The sequence below is a fragment of the Spiroplasma endosymbiont of Apeira syringaria genome (assembly GCF_964020205.1).
Classification (GTDB): domain Bacteria; phylum Bacillota_I; class Bacilli_A; order Mycoplasmatales; family VBWQ01; genus Spiroplasma_E; species Spiroplasma_E ixodetis_A.
Genome location: NZ_OZ026543.1, coordinates 453,017 through 467,203, shown reverse-complemented (window position 1 = coordinate 467,203; position 14,187 = coordinate 453,017). Strand labels below are relative to the sequence as shown.

Annotated in this window: 18 protein-coding genes and 1 pseudogene; 13 read left to right on the top strand and 6 right to left on the bottom strand. The window is 26.6% G+C overall.

The annotated features are described in order from the left end of the window. Positions 1-76: 76 nt before the first annotated feature. The 5 genes and pseudogenes from AACL02_RS12440 to AACL02_RS02915 form a co-directional block, all read left to right on the top strand. A pseudogene (locus AACL02_RS12440) lies at positions 77-532 on the top strand (pyridoxal-phosphate dependent enzyme); the annotation flags it as partial. Between the two features lie 96 nt (positions 533-628). Beyond that, entirely contained in the window at positions 629-907 is a 279-nt protein-coding gene (locus tag AACL02_RS02930; protein ID WP_339042733.1) for a hypothetical protein, read from the top strand. Positions 908-913: 6 nt separating this feature from the next. After that, complete coding sequence (locus AACL02_RS02925; RefSeq protein ID WP_339040488.1) at positions 914-1,450, top strand: IS1595 family transposase; 537 nt, start codon at positions 914-916, stop codon at positions 1,448-1,450. Between the two features lie 113 nt (positions 1,451-1,563). Continuing rightward, positions 1,564-2,652: an ABC transporter ATP-binding protein gene (locus AACL02_RS02920; protein WP_339041546.1), complete on the top strand. Its 1,089-nt coding sequence runs from the start codon at positions 1,564-1,566 to the stop codon at positions 2,650-2,652. Beyond that, positions 2,652-4,064 (top strand): ABC transporter permease, encoded by a 1,413-nt coding sequence (locus tag AACL02_RS02915; protein WP_339041544.1) that lies wholly within the window; start codon positions 2,652-2,654, stop codon positions 4,062-4,064. Before AACL02_RS02920 ends, AACL02_RS02915 begins: the two co-directional genes overlap by 1 nt. Before the next feature lie 109 nt (positions 4,065-4,173). Here the strand turns inward: AACL02_RS02915 and AACL02_RS02910 are convergent, their stop codons facing one another. Continuing rightward, positions 4,174-4,995: an IS1595 family transposase gene (locus AACL02_RS02910; protein ID WP_339041079.1), complete on the bottom strand. Its 822-nt coding sequence runs from the start codon at positions 4,993-4,995 to the stop codon at positions 4,174-4,176. Here AACL02_RS02910 and AACL02_RS02905 point away from each other — a divergent pair. The 4 genes from AACL02_RS02905 to AACL02_RS02890 all read left to right on the top strand — a co-directional run bounded on the left by AACL02_RS02905 (position 4,941) and on the right by AACL02_RS02890 (position 7,883). Next, positions 4,941-5,081 (top strand): hypothetical protein, encoded by a 141-nt coding sequence (locus AACL02_RS02905; RefSeq protein WP_339042732.1) that lies wholly within the window; start codon positions 4,941-4,943, stop codon positions 5,079-5,081. The two genes, AACL02_RS02910 and AACL02_RS02905, sit on opposite strands and share 55 nt — an antisense overlap. Before the next feature lie 31 nt (positions 5,082-5,112). Then, a complete protein-coding gene (locus AACL02_RS02900; protein ID WP_339041542.1) occupies positions 5,113-6,075 on the top strand; it encodes an MATE family efflux transporter in 963 nt (320 codons plus the stop codon). 128 nt (positions 6,076-6,203) lie between these two features. Next, positions 6,204-6,896 (top strand): IS1595 family transposase, encoded by a 693-nt coding sequence (locus AACL02_RS02895; RefSeq protein ID WP_339040707.1) that lies wholly within the window; start codon positions 6,204-6,206, stop codon positions 6,894-6,896. Positions 6,897-7,070: 174 nt separating this feature from the next. Further along, positions 7,071-7,883, top strand: coding sequence for an MATE family efflux transporter (locus AACL02_RS02890; protein ID WP_339042730.1), 813 nt, complete (start codon positions 7,071-7,073; stop codon positions 7,881-7,883). A gap of 104 nt (positions 7,884-7,987) precedes the next feature. On the opposite strand, the gene AACL02_RS02885 is transcribed toward AACL02_RS02890, so the two are convergent. Continuing rightward, a complete protein-coding gene (locus AACL02_RS02885; protein WP_339041536.1) occupies positions 7,988-8,353 on the bottom strand; it encodes a hypothetical protein in 366 nt (121 codons plus the stop codon). Positions 8,354-8,722: 369 nt separating this feature from the next. On the opposite strand from AACL02_RS02885, the gene AACL02_RS02880 reads away from it, so the two are divergent. Then, positions 8,723-9,538: an IS1595 family transposase gene (locus AACL02_RS02880; protein WP_339043525.1), complete on the top strand. Its 816-nt coding sequence runs from the start codon at positions 8,723-8,725 to the stop codon at positions 9,536-9,538. A 40-nt stretch (positions 9,539-9,578) separates the two neighbouring features. Here AACL02_RS02880 and AACL02_RS02875 read toward each other — a convergent pair whose 3' ends face one another. After that, on the bottom strand, positions 9,579-9,854 hold the full coding sequence (locus AACL02_RS02875; protein WP_339041534.1) for a hypothetical protein: 276 nt from the start codon (positions 9,852-9,854) through the stop codon (positions 9,579-9,581). Between AACL02_RS02875 and AACL02_RS02870 the strand changes: the two genes are divergently transcribed. Continuing rightward, positions 9,800-10,621, top strand: coding sequence for an IS1595 family transposase (locus AACL02_RS02870; RefSeq protein WP_339042729.1), 822 nt, complete (start codon positions 9,800-9,802; stop codon positions 10,619-10,621). The genes AACL02_RS02875 and AACL02_RS02870 overlap by 55 nt on opposite strands. Here AACL02_RS02870 and AACL02_RS02865 read toward each other — a convergent pair. Continuing rightward, complete coding sequence (locus AACL02_RS02865) at positions 10,607-10,756, bottom strand: hypothetical protein (protein ID WP_339041530.1); 150 nt, start codon at positions 10,754-10,756, stop codon at positions 10,607-10,609. The genes AACL02_RS02870 and AACL02_RS02865 overlap by 15 nt on opposite strands. Before the next feature lie 355 nt (positions 10,757-11,111). Further along, the gene (locus AACL02_RS02860) at positions 11,112-11,927 is read right to left on the bottom strand and encodes an IS1595 family transposase (RefSeq protein ID WP_339043458.1); all 816 of its coding nucleotides are present in this window, start codon (positions 11,925-11,927) and stop codon (positions 11,112-11,114) included. 24 nt (positions 11,928-11,951) lie between these two features. Between AACL02_RS02860 and AACL02_RS02855 the strand changes: the two genes are divergently transcribed. Both AACL02_RS02855 and AACL02_RS02850 read left to right on the top strand, forming a co-directional pair. Further along, positions 11,952-12,605 carry a pyridoxal-phosphate dependent enzyme gene (locus AACL02_RS02855; protein ID WP_339042728.1) on the top strand — a complete coding sequence of 218 codons (654 nt, stop codon included), beginning with the start codon at positions 11,952-11,954 and terminating at the stop codon, positions 12,603-12,605. 58 nt (positions 12,606-12,663) lie between these two features. Then, positions 12,664-13,485 (top strand): IS1595 family transposase, encoded by an 822-nt coding sequence (locus AACL02_RS02850; protein WP_339042726.1) that lies wholly within the window; start codon positions 12,664-12,666, stop codon positions 13,483-13,485. A gap of 169 nt (positions 13,486-13,654) precedes the next feature. On the opposite strand, the gene rpsT is transcribed toward AACL02_RS02850, so the two are convergent. Continuing rightward, entirely contained in the window at positions 13,655-13,915 is a 261-nt protein-coding gene (rpsT, locus tag AACL02_RS02845) for a 30S ribosomal protein S20 (RefSeq protein ID WP_339042724.1), read from the bottom strand. Positions 13,916-14,187 lie beyond the last annotated feature (272 nt).

Here is a 14,187-nt window from a genome sequence, read left to right as displayed (position 1 = left end):
TTTTATAAATAAAAGTTATTATATTGTATAATTAATTATATTTGAGAAATTAGATAGAAACTCAGGAGGAACCATTGTGGAAAATTTAGTAAGTGAAGAAATAATTGAAGAAACGTATTCAAAAATTAAAGATAAAATTAGTAAGACAAGTTTGATAAAAGCAGATAAACTTTCTTCATTTTCTGGTAATAATATATTTTTAAAGTTAGAAAATTTACAAAAAACAGGTAGTTTTAAAATTAGAGGCGCTTTAAATAAAATTCTTAATTTATCAAAGGAACAGCAAGCAAAGGGTTTAATTGCTGCTACTAAAGAATTTGGTGGTGCTAAATGTACTGTTAAACTTTGTGGTAATATGTTTGATGATGCAATGTCTGAAGCATTAAGACTTGAAAAAGAAGAAGGGTTAACGTTAGTTCATCCATATGATGATAATTTTGTTATTGCTGGTCAAGGTACAATTGGTTTGGAAATATATGAACAAATGAATGCAATGGGTAAAGAAATTGATTATTGTTTAGTTCCAATTGGTGGAGGAGGACTTTTAAGTGGTATTTCAATTTATTTAAAAAGTAAAAATCCAAATATTAAATCGGACTTCTCCCCACATGTACTTGTGGAGGGAATAATGAAACTGAATGAATTCAACAATGCTTTTCAAACTGAACAGCAATGTCTTGCATATATAGCAAATTTGAAAGAAAACAAATGTATTAGGTGTTTTAGTTTTAATTTGAATACTTCTGATTTAAAAAGAATGAGATGTTTAAAATGTAATCAAACATTTAGCATTCTCACAGGCACCATATTTTCAAGGTCACAAACATCTTTAACATCTTGGTTTTATCTTATCTTTAGATGAATAAACACCAAACATGGAATTCCATCAACAGATATTGCAAAATAATTGGGAGTGACTTTGAAAACTGCTTGAAGAATGACTCATAAAATCAGAACACGTATTGCAAAACAAAAACATCAATTTATTGTTGAAGGTACAGTGCAAATTGATGAAATGTATCTTTCACATATGGGTTTTAAAAAACAAGGAAGATCCTTGGTGAATAAAACCTTGATTGTTGGCATTTATCAAAAAACAACCAATAATTTAATTGTGAAAGTATTGAAAAACGCAAAGAGTAAAAATCTTTTGCAGTTTGCAAAAAACCACATTTCTTCAAAATGTCTTGTATATACTGATTCTTGAAAAGGATATTGCGATTTTAAATCAGTTTTCACTAAGCATGAAACAGTTAACCATCAAGATGGCTATGTTTCAAAAATTGGTGTAAATACCAACCAAATTGAATCAGTTTGAAAACATATAAGAATAACATTTAAAACACATATCAAAGTTGCAAAACATCATGTTCATTTATATGCTAAAGAAGCTGCATATAAATTCAACAAGATACCTAGTTTTGAAACTGTAATTCTATGTTTGATTTAAAAATGTGGGGAGAAGTCCGTAGATAGGCTTTTCTCAGCATTTATGTGATAAAATTAAAATAGTACATAAAGGGAGAAAAGCCTTATTATATTTAAGTAGTTAGGAGAATGAGTATGAAAAAACAAGAAATATTAAAACCAGTTATTAATAGTTCTTTAGTTGAAGATGATGTTAATGCTAAATCAAAAGAAAAACATAAATTTCTAAATTTTATTAAATCATATTTTAAAAACTGACGTAATCATTATAACCGTAATGTAATAGTTAATCCTGAAGATGCTCAATATGCAATTTTAATTTGTGATTTTACTAAACAGTTTAAAAAATTTAAAGCTGTTGATAATGCTATTATTAAAGTTAAAAAAGGTACTATTCATGGTTTTATTGGTCCAAATGGATCAGGCAAAACCACTACTATTAAATGTTTAATTAGCGCTATGGTTGAAACACACGGTGATTTAATTATTCATGGTAAGCGTTCATGAACAGTTGAAGCAAAAAAACAAGTTGGTTATATTCCAGAAGCTGCAAGATTTCCTAAACGAATTACTACTTATGATTATTTAATTTCAATGGGACAAATTAGCGGTTTGAAATATAAAGTTGCTAAGGAAAAGACAGAAATGATTTTAAAGGAATTAGATTTATGAAAGTTTAAAAAACGTAACCCTAATGCTTATTCTTCGGGTATGAAGAAAAAGGTGTTATTAGCACAATCACTATTAAATAATCCAGATGTCTTAATTTTAGATGAACCAGCCGCTAATCTTGATCCAACAGCGAGAACAGAATTGTTTAATGATTTAAGAAAACTTCGTGAGCAAGGTAAAACTGTTTTTATTTCATCACATATTTTATCTGAATTACAAAATTTAGCTGATGAAGTTACTGTTTTAAATTATAGTAAAGTTGTTTATACAGGATTGGTTAATAAAACTGATTCATTATATGAAATAAGTTCTAATAATGATAATAATAAATTAATGAAGTTATTAATAGATAAAAAATTTTCAGTAGATGTTAATGAAAATCGTTTATTGGTAAATATTAAAACTGAGGCACAAGTTGCAGAAGTATTAGCAATTGCTTTAAATGCTAATATTATCATTACTTATTTAAAACCATATACTGTTGATTTACAAACAATGTATGAACGAATTGTTATGGAAGCCAATGATAAAAATAAGAAGGGAGAAAAATAATGCCAATATTTCGTTATACTTTTAAAAAGATGATTGCTACTCCTTCAACTTGAATTATTTTTATTATAACTTTAATTTTTCTTGCCTTATCTTGGTCTTTAATTTCGTTATTTGTGGGTTCTGAAGCAATAAAACAATTAACTTATGATCAAGCATTAAATTTTTATGTACCACAATGAAAAGTATTATCATTCTCGGTACTTTTATCAATTATGATTTTTGTATTTATTTCAGTTAAAGCAACACAAGTTTTTCGTGATGAAATTGATGATGGTACTTTATTGATTTTAGTATCAAAACCAGTTAGTAGAACTAGAATTTGGACTGAAAAGTTATTATCTTTACAAGTGGTAATTATTTTATATTTATTTTTATCTATTTTTATTGCTAGTTTTGTCATTACTATTCCTGGCATTGGTAGTTCAACTATTTATAGTGCGGTATTTCCTTATTTATGAATTTTATTTGGTGTTGCTATTATTTTTGATTTAATTATTTCTTCAATTGCTATTTTATTTTCATTAATTTTAAATGCTAAGGCTTTAGTTGCAATTATGATTGGAATGGCTGCTTTATTCAGTATTTTTGCGACATTAATTAATCGTTTAGTAACATTTGATCCTACATATTATGTTGTTTCACAGTCATTAGCAGTTTATAATAATGTAAAAGCTAAATTAGATAAAACTGATATTGATTGAATTAATGATGTATATAGAAAAAACCCAACAACTACTATTGAATCTATTCAAAAGGCTATGTTTAGTATTTACGATACATATATTAAAGAAGTTAAGTATCCAAATAATTATGATTATCAAAAAGAACAAACAATAGTATTAGCAATTAAGAATGGTAGTACTATTACTCCACCAACTACTGATGCTCCTAAAGACTTAGTTACTCATATTTACAATATTAGTAATGCTTTTCGTCAATGAAAAGAACAAAGTTTTGAAGAATTAATGACAGGTAAAAAAGTTGGACTTGATAACCTTGGTTCCAAAAGATCAAATGGTGTTGGTAGCAATGATGTTGATTATTGAGTAAATCTTATGATTACGGGTTTAAATACATCTCTTTCTCAATCACAATATGATGCTCTTAATACTAAGACATCACAAGTTAAAGCAATGCGTTATTTAAATATTTTTTATCAATTAAAATATATTTGAGATGGAATATCGACTAAACAAGGTTCAATCTTTTCTTATCCAGAGGAGTATACTATGACAGCAGATCCTTATTTAGTTAGTTTTAATAAAGTTAACACAAATTATGAAGTTGATACCAATAAAGCAACTAATAGTAAAATTCTTAATTTTCCAGTTTTATTGACTGTCTATGTTTTGCTTGGTATTGGTTTATTTTGTTCTTCATGATTAGTATTTAATCGTAGAGATTTTACTTAGTAGTTTAAGTATTTTTTATATATTAAAGGCTTTTCTCCCTTTATGTACTATTTTAATTTTATCACATAAATGCTGAGAAAAGCCTATCTACGGACTTCTCCCCACATTTTTAAATCAAACATAGAATTACAGTTTCAAAACTAGGTATCTTGTTGAATTTATATGCAGCTTCTTTAGCATATAAATGAACATGATGTTTTGCAACTTTGATATGTGTTTTAAATGTTCTTCTTATATGTTTTCAAAATGATTCAATTTGGTTGGTATTTACACCAATTTTTGAAACATAGCCATCTTGATGGTTAACTGTTTCATGCTTAGTGAAAACTGATTTAAAATCGCAATATCCTTTTCAAGAATCAGTATATACAAGACATTTTGAAGAAATGTGGTTTTTTGCAAACTGCAAAAGATTTTTACTCTTTGCGTTTTTCAATACTTTCACAATTAAATTATTGGTTGTTTTTTGATAAATGCCAACAATCAAGGTTTTATTCACCAAGGATCTTCCTTGTTTTTTAAAACCCATATGTGAAAGATACATTTCATCAATTTGCACTGTACCTTCAACAATAAATTGAGGTTTTTGTTTTGCAATACGTGTTCTGATTTTATGAGTCATTCTTCAAGCAGTTTTCAAAGTCACTCCCAATTCTTTTGCAATATCTGTTGATGGAATTCCATGTTTGGTGTTTATTCATCTAAAGATAAGATAAAACCAAGATGTTAAAGATGTTTGTGACCTTGAAAATATGGTGCCTGTGAGAATGCTAAATGTTTGATTACATTTTAAACATCTCATTCTTTTTAAATCAGAAGTATTCAAATTAAAATTAAAACACCTAATACATTTGTTTTCTTTCAAATTTGCTATATATGCAAGACATTGCTGTTCAGTTTGAAAAGCATTGTTGAATTCATTCAGTTTCATTATTCCCTCCACAAGTACATGTGGGGAGAAGTCCGATATTAAATTTCAAACCTCATTATTTAAATGATGTAAAATTATTATTATAATATAGAGCAAATTAATGATAAGGGTGAAATTATGAAAATTAGTGGATTTAAAATTAATAATAGAGCAAATCCACATAAAATTAGTAATTTTTTTGCTACTAAAAAATGATATTTATTAGCATTAATGATTATTATTCCAGCAGTATTGCAACAAATATTATCAGCATCAATGAATTTACTAGATAATATTATGGTTGGAGAATTAAAGGATAGTTTTATTAGTGATTTAAAGCCAATGAATAATCATATTAGGGATATTTTTACTTCATTAGGACTTTGAGATAATTGAAGTTGATGAAAAGATAATGGTTTAGAACATTTTTATCATTTGCAATATTCAGCAGGACAAATTGCTGTTTCGGGAGTTACTGCTTCTAATCAAATTTTTGTTATTATTTATGCCGTTATGGGAGGTTTTATCAACGGTGTTAGTATTTTTGGTGCTCAATTTTATGGAGCTGGAAGATATGGTTCTTTAAGACAAACAGTAAGAATGAGAATTATTTTTGGATTTTTAATTGGAGTAATAGTTATTATTTTATCTTATACAGTAGGTGAATATTTAATTTCTTATACTACTAGTCCTAGTAGTGCATTGGATAAATTTAATCAATTATGTGCTGCTAAAGGATTAACTCTTAATGATATTAATGAGTTAAAGGACATTTTAAATTATAATCATCCTTTTAGTGAAAATTCACTTATTGATTTTATGAATATTCATAATATTGATAAAAATGATCCCCAATTTGTACAAATTATTTTACGTTATTATGAATTTCATTCAGCATCTTTAGCAACAGCACAAGGTATTGATTATAATCAATGAATTGTTTTTTCTTATCCATTGTTAGGAATAAACTTTGCTTTTGTTTCAGTATTTCGCGAAACAAAACGTGGTTATATTTCATTAATATTAACTTTTGTTTCAGTATTTATTAACTTTTTATTAAATTTACGGACTTCTCCCCACATGTACTTGTGGAGGGAATAATGAAACTGAATGAATTCAACAATGCTTTTCAAACTGAACAGCAATGTCTTGCATATATAGCAAATTTGAAAGAAAACAAATGTATTAGGTGTTTTAGTTTTAATTTGAATACTTCTGATTTAAAAAGAATGAGATGTTTAAAATGTAATCAAACATTTAGCATTCTCACAGGCACCATATTTTCAAGGTCACAAACATCTTTAACATCTTGGTTTTATCTTATCTTTAGATGAATAAACACCAAACATGGAATTCCATCAACAGATATTGCAAAAGAATTGGGAGTGACTTTGAAAACTGCTTGAAGAATGACTCATAAAATCAGAACACGTATTGCAAAACAAAAACCTCAATTTATTGTTGAAGGTACAGTGCAAATTGATGAAATGTATCTTTCACATATGGGTTTTAAAAAACAAGGAAGATCCTTGGTGAATAAAACCTTGATTGTTGGCATTTATCAAAAAACAACCAATAATTTAATTGTGAAAGTATTGAAAAACGCAAAGAGTAAAAATCTTTTGCAGTTTGCAAAAAACCACATTTCTTCAAAATGTCTTGTATATACTGATTCTTGAAAAGGATATTGCGATTTTAAATCAGTTTTCACTAAGCATGAAACAGTTAACCATCAAGATGGCTATGTTTCAAAAATTGGTGTAAATACCAACCAAATTGAATCAGTTTGAAAACATATAAGAAGAACATTTAAAACACATATCAAAGTTGCAAAACATCATGTTCATTTATATGCTAAAGAAGCTGCATATAAATTCAACAAGATACCTAGTTTTGAAACTGTAATTCTATGTTTGATTTAAAAATGTGGGGAGAAGTCCGTAGATAGGCTTTTCTCAGCATTTATGTGATAAAATTAAAATAGTACATAAAGGGAGAAAAGCCTAAATTTATTATTAATTAATGGTATTGGTGTAGTTACAGGAATTGGAGCACGAGGTTCAGCAGTTGCTACTTTAACAGCGAGAATTGCTCAGTTGGCATTAATTAGTGGTTTTATTATATGAAAGAAATATGAATTTCAACCAAAAGTTTTGAAAATGTTTAAGATTAGGGGTGATTTATTTAAAAAAATTATAATTAAAACATGGCCATTAATGTTAAATGATTTATTATTTGCAGTTGCTACGACAATGATTATTAGATTAATTTCGCAATGAAGCTTTGAAGCATTAAGTGGTTCGGCAATTGCTTCCACGATTAATACCATGTTCTATACTTTATATATTGGATTTGGTATTGCTTCTTCGGTGTTAATTGCCAATCGTTTAGGTGCCGATGATTTGATTGGTGCTAAATATAATGCTAAACATTTAATTAGGTTAGGCTTTTTTGTATCATTATTTTTTGCTAGCTTATTAGTTTTATCTTCATTTTTTTTACCACAATTATTATTTAATGCAACAACAGAAGCCTTACGAATTTCTAGTTGAATGATGCGTGTTGATGCTATAGTTTTTAGTGCTTATACTATTTTGTATACTTGTATTTATGCATTTCGTGCTGGTGGCTTAGCAATTACTGTTTTACTTGTTGATAGTTGTTTTACTTGGTGTTTTTCAATATTAATTTTATTTATTGAGGTACATTATAGTCCTTTAGATATTGTTTATATTTATGCTATTATGCGTTCTTGTGATGTTCTTAAGATGATTATTTCTTTATTTATTTATCATCGTGATAAATGAGTAAGAAATTTAGCAAGTAGTATGAATAAAGTATATCCAGAATCTCCACCAGTAATTGATATACCAAAAGCAAAAGATAAAGTTGATATTGCTAATTTCTAAAGATTGAAAATTTCTTTAATATATAATTTAAATAAACGCCTTTTATGGCGTTTATTTAAATATGTTTAATTTTTAAAATTTTACTATTCTTGAATTACTTGGCTTTATTCTTTGCTTATAATTTTTTGTTGGAATATCATTTTCATATTTACGTAGTGTTTGTTCTCAAGGGATGTCCTTTTCTTTTTGTTTATTAATGGGGTTAGATATTTGTAGTTTTGGTTGCATTTTAGAGGTACTGAAATATCTGAATTTAAAGAATCTGTTGATGTGGATTTTGAATTAAAACCTTCATCACTACTGTTAGATAATAATTGATTTTCCAAATCACAAATTTTTTCACTAAGTTGAAATATTTCTGATTCAAATTGTTCAACCATTTGTTCATTGACTTCGACAATTGTTTCTTTTTCTTGCTGTTCTTTTTGATTTAATAAATCAATTAATAAATTATTGTTATTATTTAACAAATTATTTTTATCTTCTAATAATTTGTTTTCATGTTCAGTTATTTGATTAATATTAGTTATTAAATTTGCATATTCTGTTTGTTTTTCAATATAATTTGAATTTAAAATATTAATTTTTTGTTGATTATTTAATTTTGTTTTTTAAATAATTCACAATTTATTTCTTCTGTTTCAATTAAATTATTAATACTTTTATTTTTATTTATTTTTCCAAATGAAAAAAGATTAATAAAAAAATTTTTAATTTTGTTAATTTTTTGTTACTTTAATTTATAGATTTGAATATTAAATTGAAATACTTTATCTTCTATTTCTTTATTTTGTTTAACGGACTTCTCCCCACATGTACTTGTGGAGGGAATAATGAAACTGAATGAATTCAAAAATGCTTTTCAAACTGAACAGCAATGTCTTGCATATATAGCAAATTTGAAAGAAAACAAATGTATTAGGTGTTTTAGTTTTAATTTGAATACTTCTGATTTAAAAAGAATGAGATGTTTAAAATGTAATCAAACATTTAGCATTCTCACAGGCACCATATTTTCAAGGTCACAAACATCTTTAACATCTTGGTTTTATCTTATCTTTAGATGAATAAACACCAAACATGGAATTCCATCAACAGATATTGCAAAAGAATTGGGAGTGAATTTGAAAACTGCTTGAAGAATGACTCATAAAATCAGAACACGTATTGCAAAACAAAAACCTCAATTTATTGTTGAAGGTACAGTGCAAATTGATGAAATGTATCTTTCACATATGGGTTTTAAAAAACAAGGAAGATCCTTGGTGAATAAAACCTTGATTGTTGGCATTTATCAAAAAACAACCAATAATTTAATTGTGAAAGTATTGAAAAACGCAAAGAGTAAAAATCTTTTGCAGTTTGCAAAAAACCACATTTCTTCAAAATGTCTTGTATATACTGATTCTTGAAAAGGATATTGCGATTTTAAATCAGTTTTCACTAAGCATGAAACAGTTAACCATCAAGATGGCTATGTTTCAAAAATTGGTGTAAATACCAACCAAATTGAATCAGTTTGAAAACATATAAGAAGAACATTTAAAACACATATCAAAGTTGCAAAACATCATGTTCATTTATATGCTAAAGAAGCTGCATATAAATTCAACAAGATACCTAGTTTTGAAACTGTAATTCTATGTTTGATTTAAAAATGTGGGGAGAAGTCCGTAGATAGGCTTTTCTCAGCATTTATGTGATAAAATTAAAATAGTACATAAAGGGAGAAAAGTCTTGTTTAATTCAAAATTGAATAGTTTTTTGATAATTATTAATTTTTTTTTCAATTTTCTCACTTTTTTCAATAAGTTTTATTTTTTCTGCTTTTAAATTTAGTAGTTGTTTTTTAATTTTTTCTATAGTTTCATAATTTATTAAAGGACTTCTCCCCACATGTACTTGTGGAGGGAATAATGAAACTGAATGAATTCAACAATGCTTTTCAAACTGAACAGCAATGTCTTGCATATATAGCAAATTTGAAAGAAAACAAATGTATTAGGTGTTTTAGTTTTAATTTGAATACTTCTGATTTAAAAAGAATGAGATGTTTAAAATGTAATCAAACATTTAGCATTCTCACAGGCACCATATTTTCAAGGTCACAAACATCTTTAACATCTTGGTTTTATCTTATCTTTAGATGAATAAACACCAAACATGGAATTCCATCAACAGATATTGCAAAAGAATTGGGAGTGACTTTGAAAACTGCTTGAAGAATGACTCATAAAATCAGAACACGTATTGCAAAACAAAAACCTCAATTTATTGTTGAAGGTACAGTGCAAATTGATGAAATGTATCTTTCACATATGGGTTTTAAAAAACAAGGAAGATCCTTGGTGAATAAAACCTTGATTGTTGGCATTTATCAAAAAACAACCAATAATTTAATTGTGAAAGTATTGAAAAACGCAAAGAGTAAAAATCTTTTGCAGTTTGCAAAAAACCACATTTCTTCAAAATGTCTTGTATATACTGATTCTTGAAAAGGATATTGCGATTTTAAATCATTTTTCACTAAGCATGAAACAGTTAACCATCAAGATGGCTATGTTTCAAAAATTGGTGTAAATACCAACCAAATTGAATCAGTTTGAAAACATATAAGAAGAACATTTAAAACACATATCAAAGTTGCAAAACATCATGTTCATTTATATGCTAAAGAAGCTGCATATAAATTCAACAAGATACCTAGTTTTGAAACTGTAATTCTATGTTTGATTTAAAAATGTGGGGAGAAGTCCGTAGATAGGCTTTTCTCAGCATTTATGTGATAAAATTAAAATAGTACATAAAGGGAGAAAAGCCTTTATTAAATAAGTTTTGTTAGTAAATAATTGCTCTTTTTTAATTGTTTTCATTTTGTCCCCCTTTTAAAATAAAAACCTATTTGTTAAAAAATAAAACAATAGGTCAAAAACTATATTTTAGATTACAAGTATTATATCTAATATTTTTTTATAAACGAAAAATTACTTTATTTTTAATATTTATTATAATAAATTATTTTAGTAATAAAATGAAATATTAAATTTTATTAAAATCAATATTTGTGATATTATTATTAATAATTTAATATATGTTCATTACTAATATAAGTATTTTTTATTTATATTAGTTTTTTATTAAATTATGGCTTTTCTCCCTTTATGTACTATTTTAATTTTATCACATAAATGCTGAGAAAAGCCTATCTACGGACTTCTCCCCACATTTTTAAATCAAACATAGAATTACAGTTTCAAAACTAGGTATCTTGTTGAATTTATATGCAGCTTCTTTAGCATATAAATGAACATGATGTTTTGCAACTTTGATATGTGTTTTAAATGTTCTTCTTATATGTTTTCAAACTGATTCAATTTGGTTGGTATTTACACCAATTTTTGAAACATAGCCATCTTGATGGTTAACTGTTTCATGCTTAGTGAAAACTGATTTAAAATCGCAATATCCTTTTCAAGAATCAGTATATACAAGACATTTTGAAGAAATGTGGTTTTTTGCAAACTGCAAAAGATTTTTACTCTTTGCGTTTTTCAATACTTTCACAATTAAATTATTGGTTGTTTTTTGATAAATGCCAACAATCAAGGTTTTATTCACCAAGGATCTTCCTTGTTTTTTAAAACCCATATGTGAAAGATACATTTCATCAATTTGCACTGTACCTTCAACAATAAATTGAGGTTTTTGTTTTGCAATACGTGTTCTGATTTTATGAGTCATTCTTCAAGCAGTTTTCAAAGTCACTCCCAATTCTTTTGCAATATCTGTTGATGGAATTCCATGTTTGGTGTTTATTCATCTAAAGATAAGATAAAACCAAGATGTTAAAGATGTTTGTGACCTTGAAAATATGGTGCCTGTGAGAATGCTAAATGTTTGATTACATTTTAAACATCTCATTCTTTTTAAATCAGAAGTATTCAAATTAAAATTAAAACACCTAATACATTTGTTTTCTTTCAAATTTGCTATATATGCAAGACATTGCTGTTCAGTTTGAAAAGCATTGTTGAATTCATTCAGTTTCATTATTCCCTCCACAAGTACATGTGGGGAGAAGTCCGTATTAAATTTATTGGTATTGAAGCACTAAATGTTGATTCTTATAATCAAGCTTTAAAACAAGGAAAACCATTTAAAATTCAAGGTAAAAGTTCAATTGCTGATGGAATTGCTGTTAAACAAACAGGGGAATTAACATTTAATATTTTAAAGAAAAATGTTGATAAAGTTATTACTGTTAGCGAAGAAGAAATTGCACAAGCAATGTTATTTTTATTAGAAAAATGTAAAATTGTAACTGAAGGTAGTGGTGCTGTTAGTGTTGCTGCTATTCTTTCTGGTAAATTAGATAAAATCATTGGTAAAGATAAAAATGTTGTTTGTGTAATTAGTGGTGGCAATGTTGATATTACTACATTAGGAACAATTATTAATAGTGCCTTAATTAGTTCACATCGACGAGTTCCTTTTTCAGTTAACGGTAAAATTAATAATAGTACTATTAGCGAAATTATTAATATTATTACTAAAAATGGTGCTTCTATTTATAAAATTCACAGTACATTTGATCGTAATAAATTAGATATTAGTAATTTTAGTATTTTTATAGTTATGGATACATCAGATGAATTTCAAAAAAATAAAATTTTTGCTGAGATTAGAGCATCAAGTTCTAACTTTACATTATTAGCTAAATAATTTTTGAATTTGGTATTTATTAACTGACTTCTCCCCACATGTACTTGTGGAGGGAATAATGAAACTGAATGAATTCAACAATGCTTTTCAAACTGAACAGCAATGTCTTGCATATATAGCAAATTTGAAAGAAAACAAATGTATTAGGTGTTTTAATTTTAATTTGAATACTTCTGATTTAAAAAGAATGAGATGTTTAAAATGTAATCAAACATTTAGCATTCTCACAGACACCATATTTTCAAGGTCACAAACATCTTTAACATCTTGGTTTTATCTTATCTTTAGATGAATAAACACCAAACATGGAATTCCATCAACAGATATTGCAAAAGAATTGGGAGTGACTTTGAAAACTGCTTGAAGAATGACTCATAAAATCAGAACACGTATTGCAAAACAAAAACCTCAATTTATTGTTGAAGGTACAGTGCAAATTGATGAAATGTATCTTTCACATATGGGTTTTAAAAAACAAGGAAGATCCTTGGTGAATAAAACCTTGATTGTTGGCATTTATCAAAAAACAACCAATAATTTAATTGTGAAAGTATTGAAAAACGCAAAGAGTAAAAATCTTTTGCAGTTTGCAAAAAACCACATTTCTTCAAAATGTCTTGTATATACTGATTCTTGAAAAGGATATTGCGATTTTAAATCAGTTTTCACTAAGCATGAAACAGTTAACCATCAAGATGGCTATGTTTCAAAAATTGGTGTAAATACCAACCAAATTGAATCAGTTTGAAAACATATAAGAAGAACATTTAAAACACATATCAAAGTTGCAAAACATCATGTTCATTTATATGCTAAAGAAGCTGCATATAAATTCAACAAGATACCTAGTTTTGAAACTGTAATTCTATGTTTGATTTAAAAATGTGGGGAGAAGTCCGTAGATAGGCTTTTCTCAGCATTTATGTGATAAAATTAAAATAGTACATAAAGGGAGAAAAGCCTTTATTAAAACAAAAATTTAGTTTAAAAATATCAATTATATAAAAAGAGACACTATTAATAGTGTCTCTTTTTAAAATAAATTATAGTTATTTTGCTTTTGCTAATTTAGTCATAATTTTAGATTTTTGACGAGCAGCTTTATTAATGTGATAAATGCCTTTAACAACAGCTTTATCAATTAAACTACATACTTCATTAACAAGTACTGTAGCATTTTCTGCTTTGTTTTTTATTGATATTTCAGCTTTTTTTAAAGCAGTTTTAACTTTAGATTTATAACTTTTATTAATTTCATTTATTTTTTGGTTTGTTTTAATTCTTTTAATTTGTGATGCAATGTTAGCCATTTTTTCTCCTTTTTTGTTTTGAACATGTTTTATAGATTAATTACAACAAAAATAATTATAACAAAAATCATAAATGTTGTATAATATTTTTTATTTTTTCAGTATAATTAATGTGTTAGCTTTTTGTTAATAGTATATTTTAATTTTTTTACACTTTTAATGTAAATTATTTGTTTAAAAACTTTAATGATAAATGTAGGTGTGGTAAATAAATGAGTTACTATTTTCGTAACCCTTATCAATTTTCTTACCATAGTATTGGTAGGATTAGA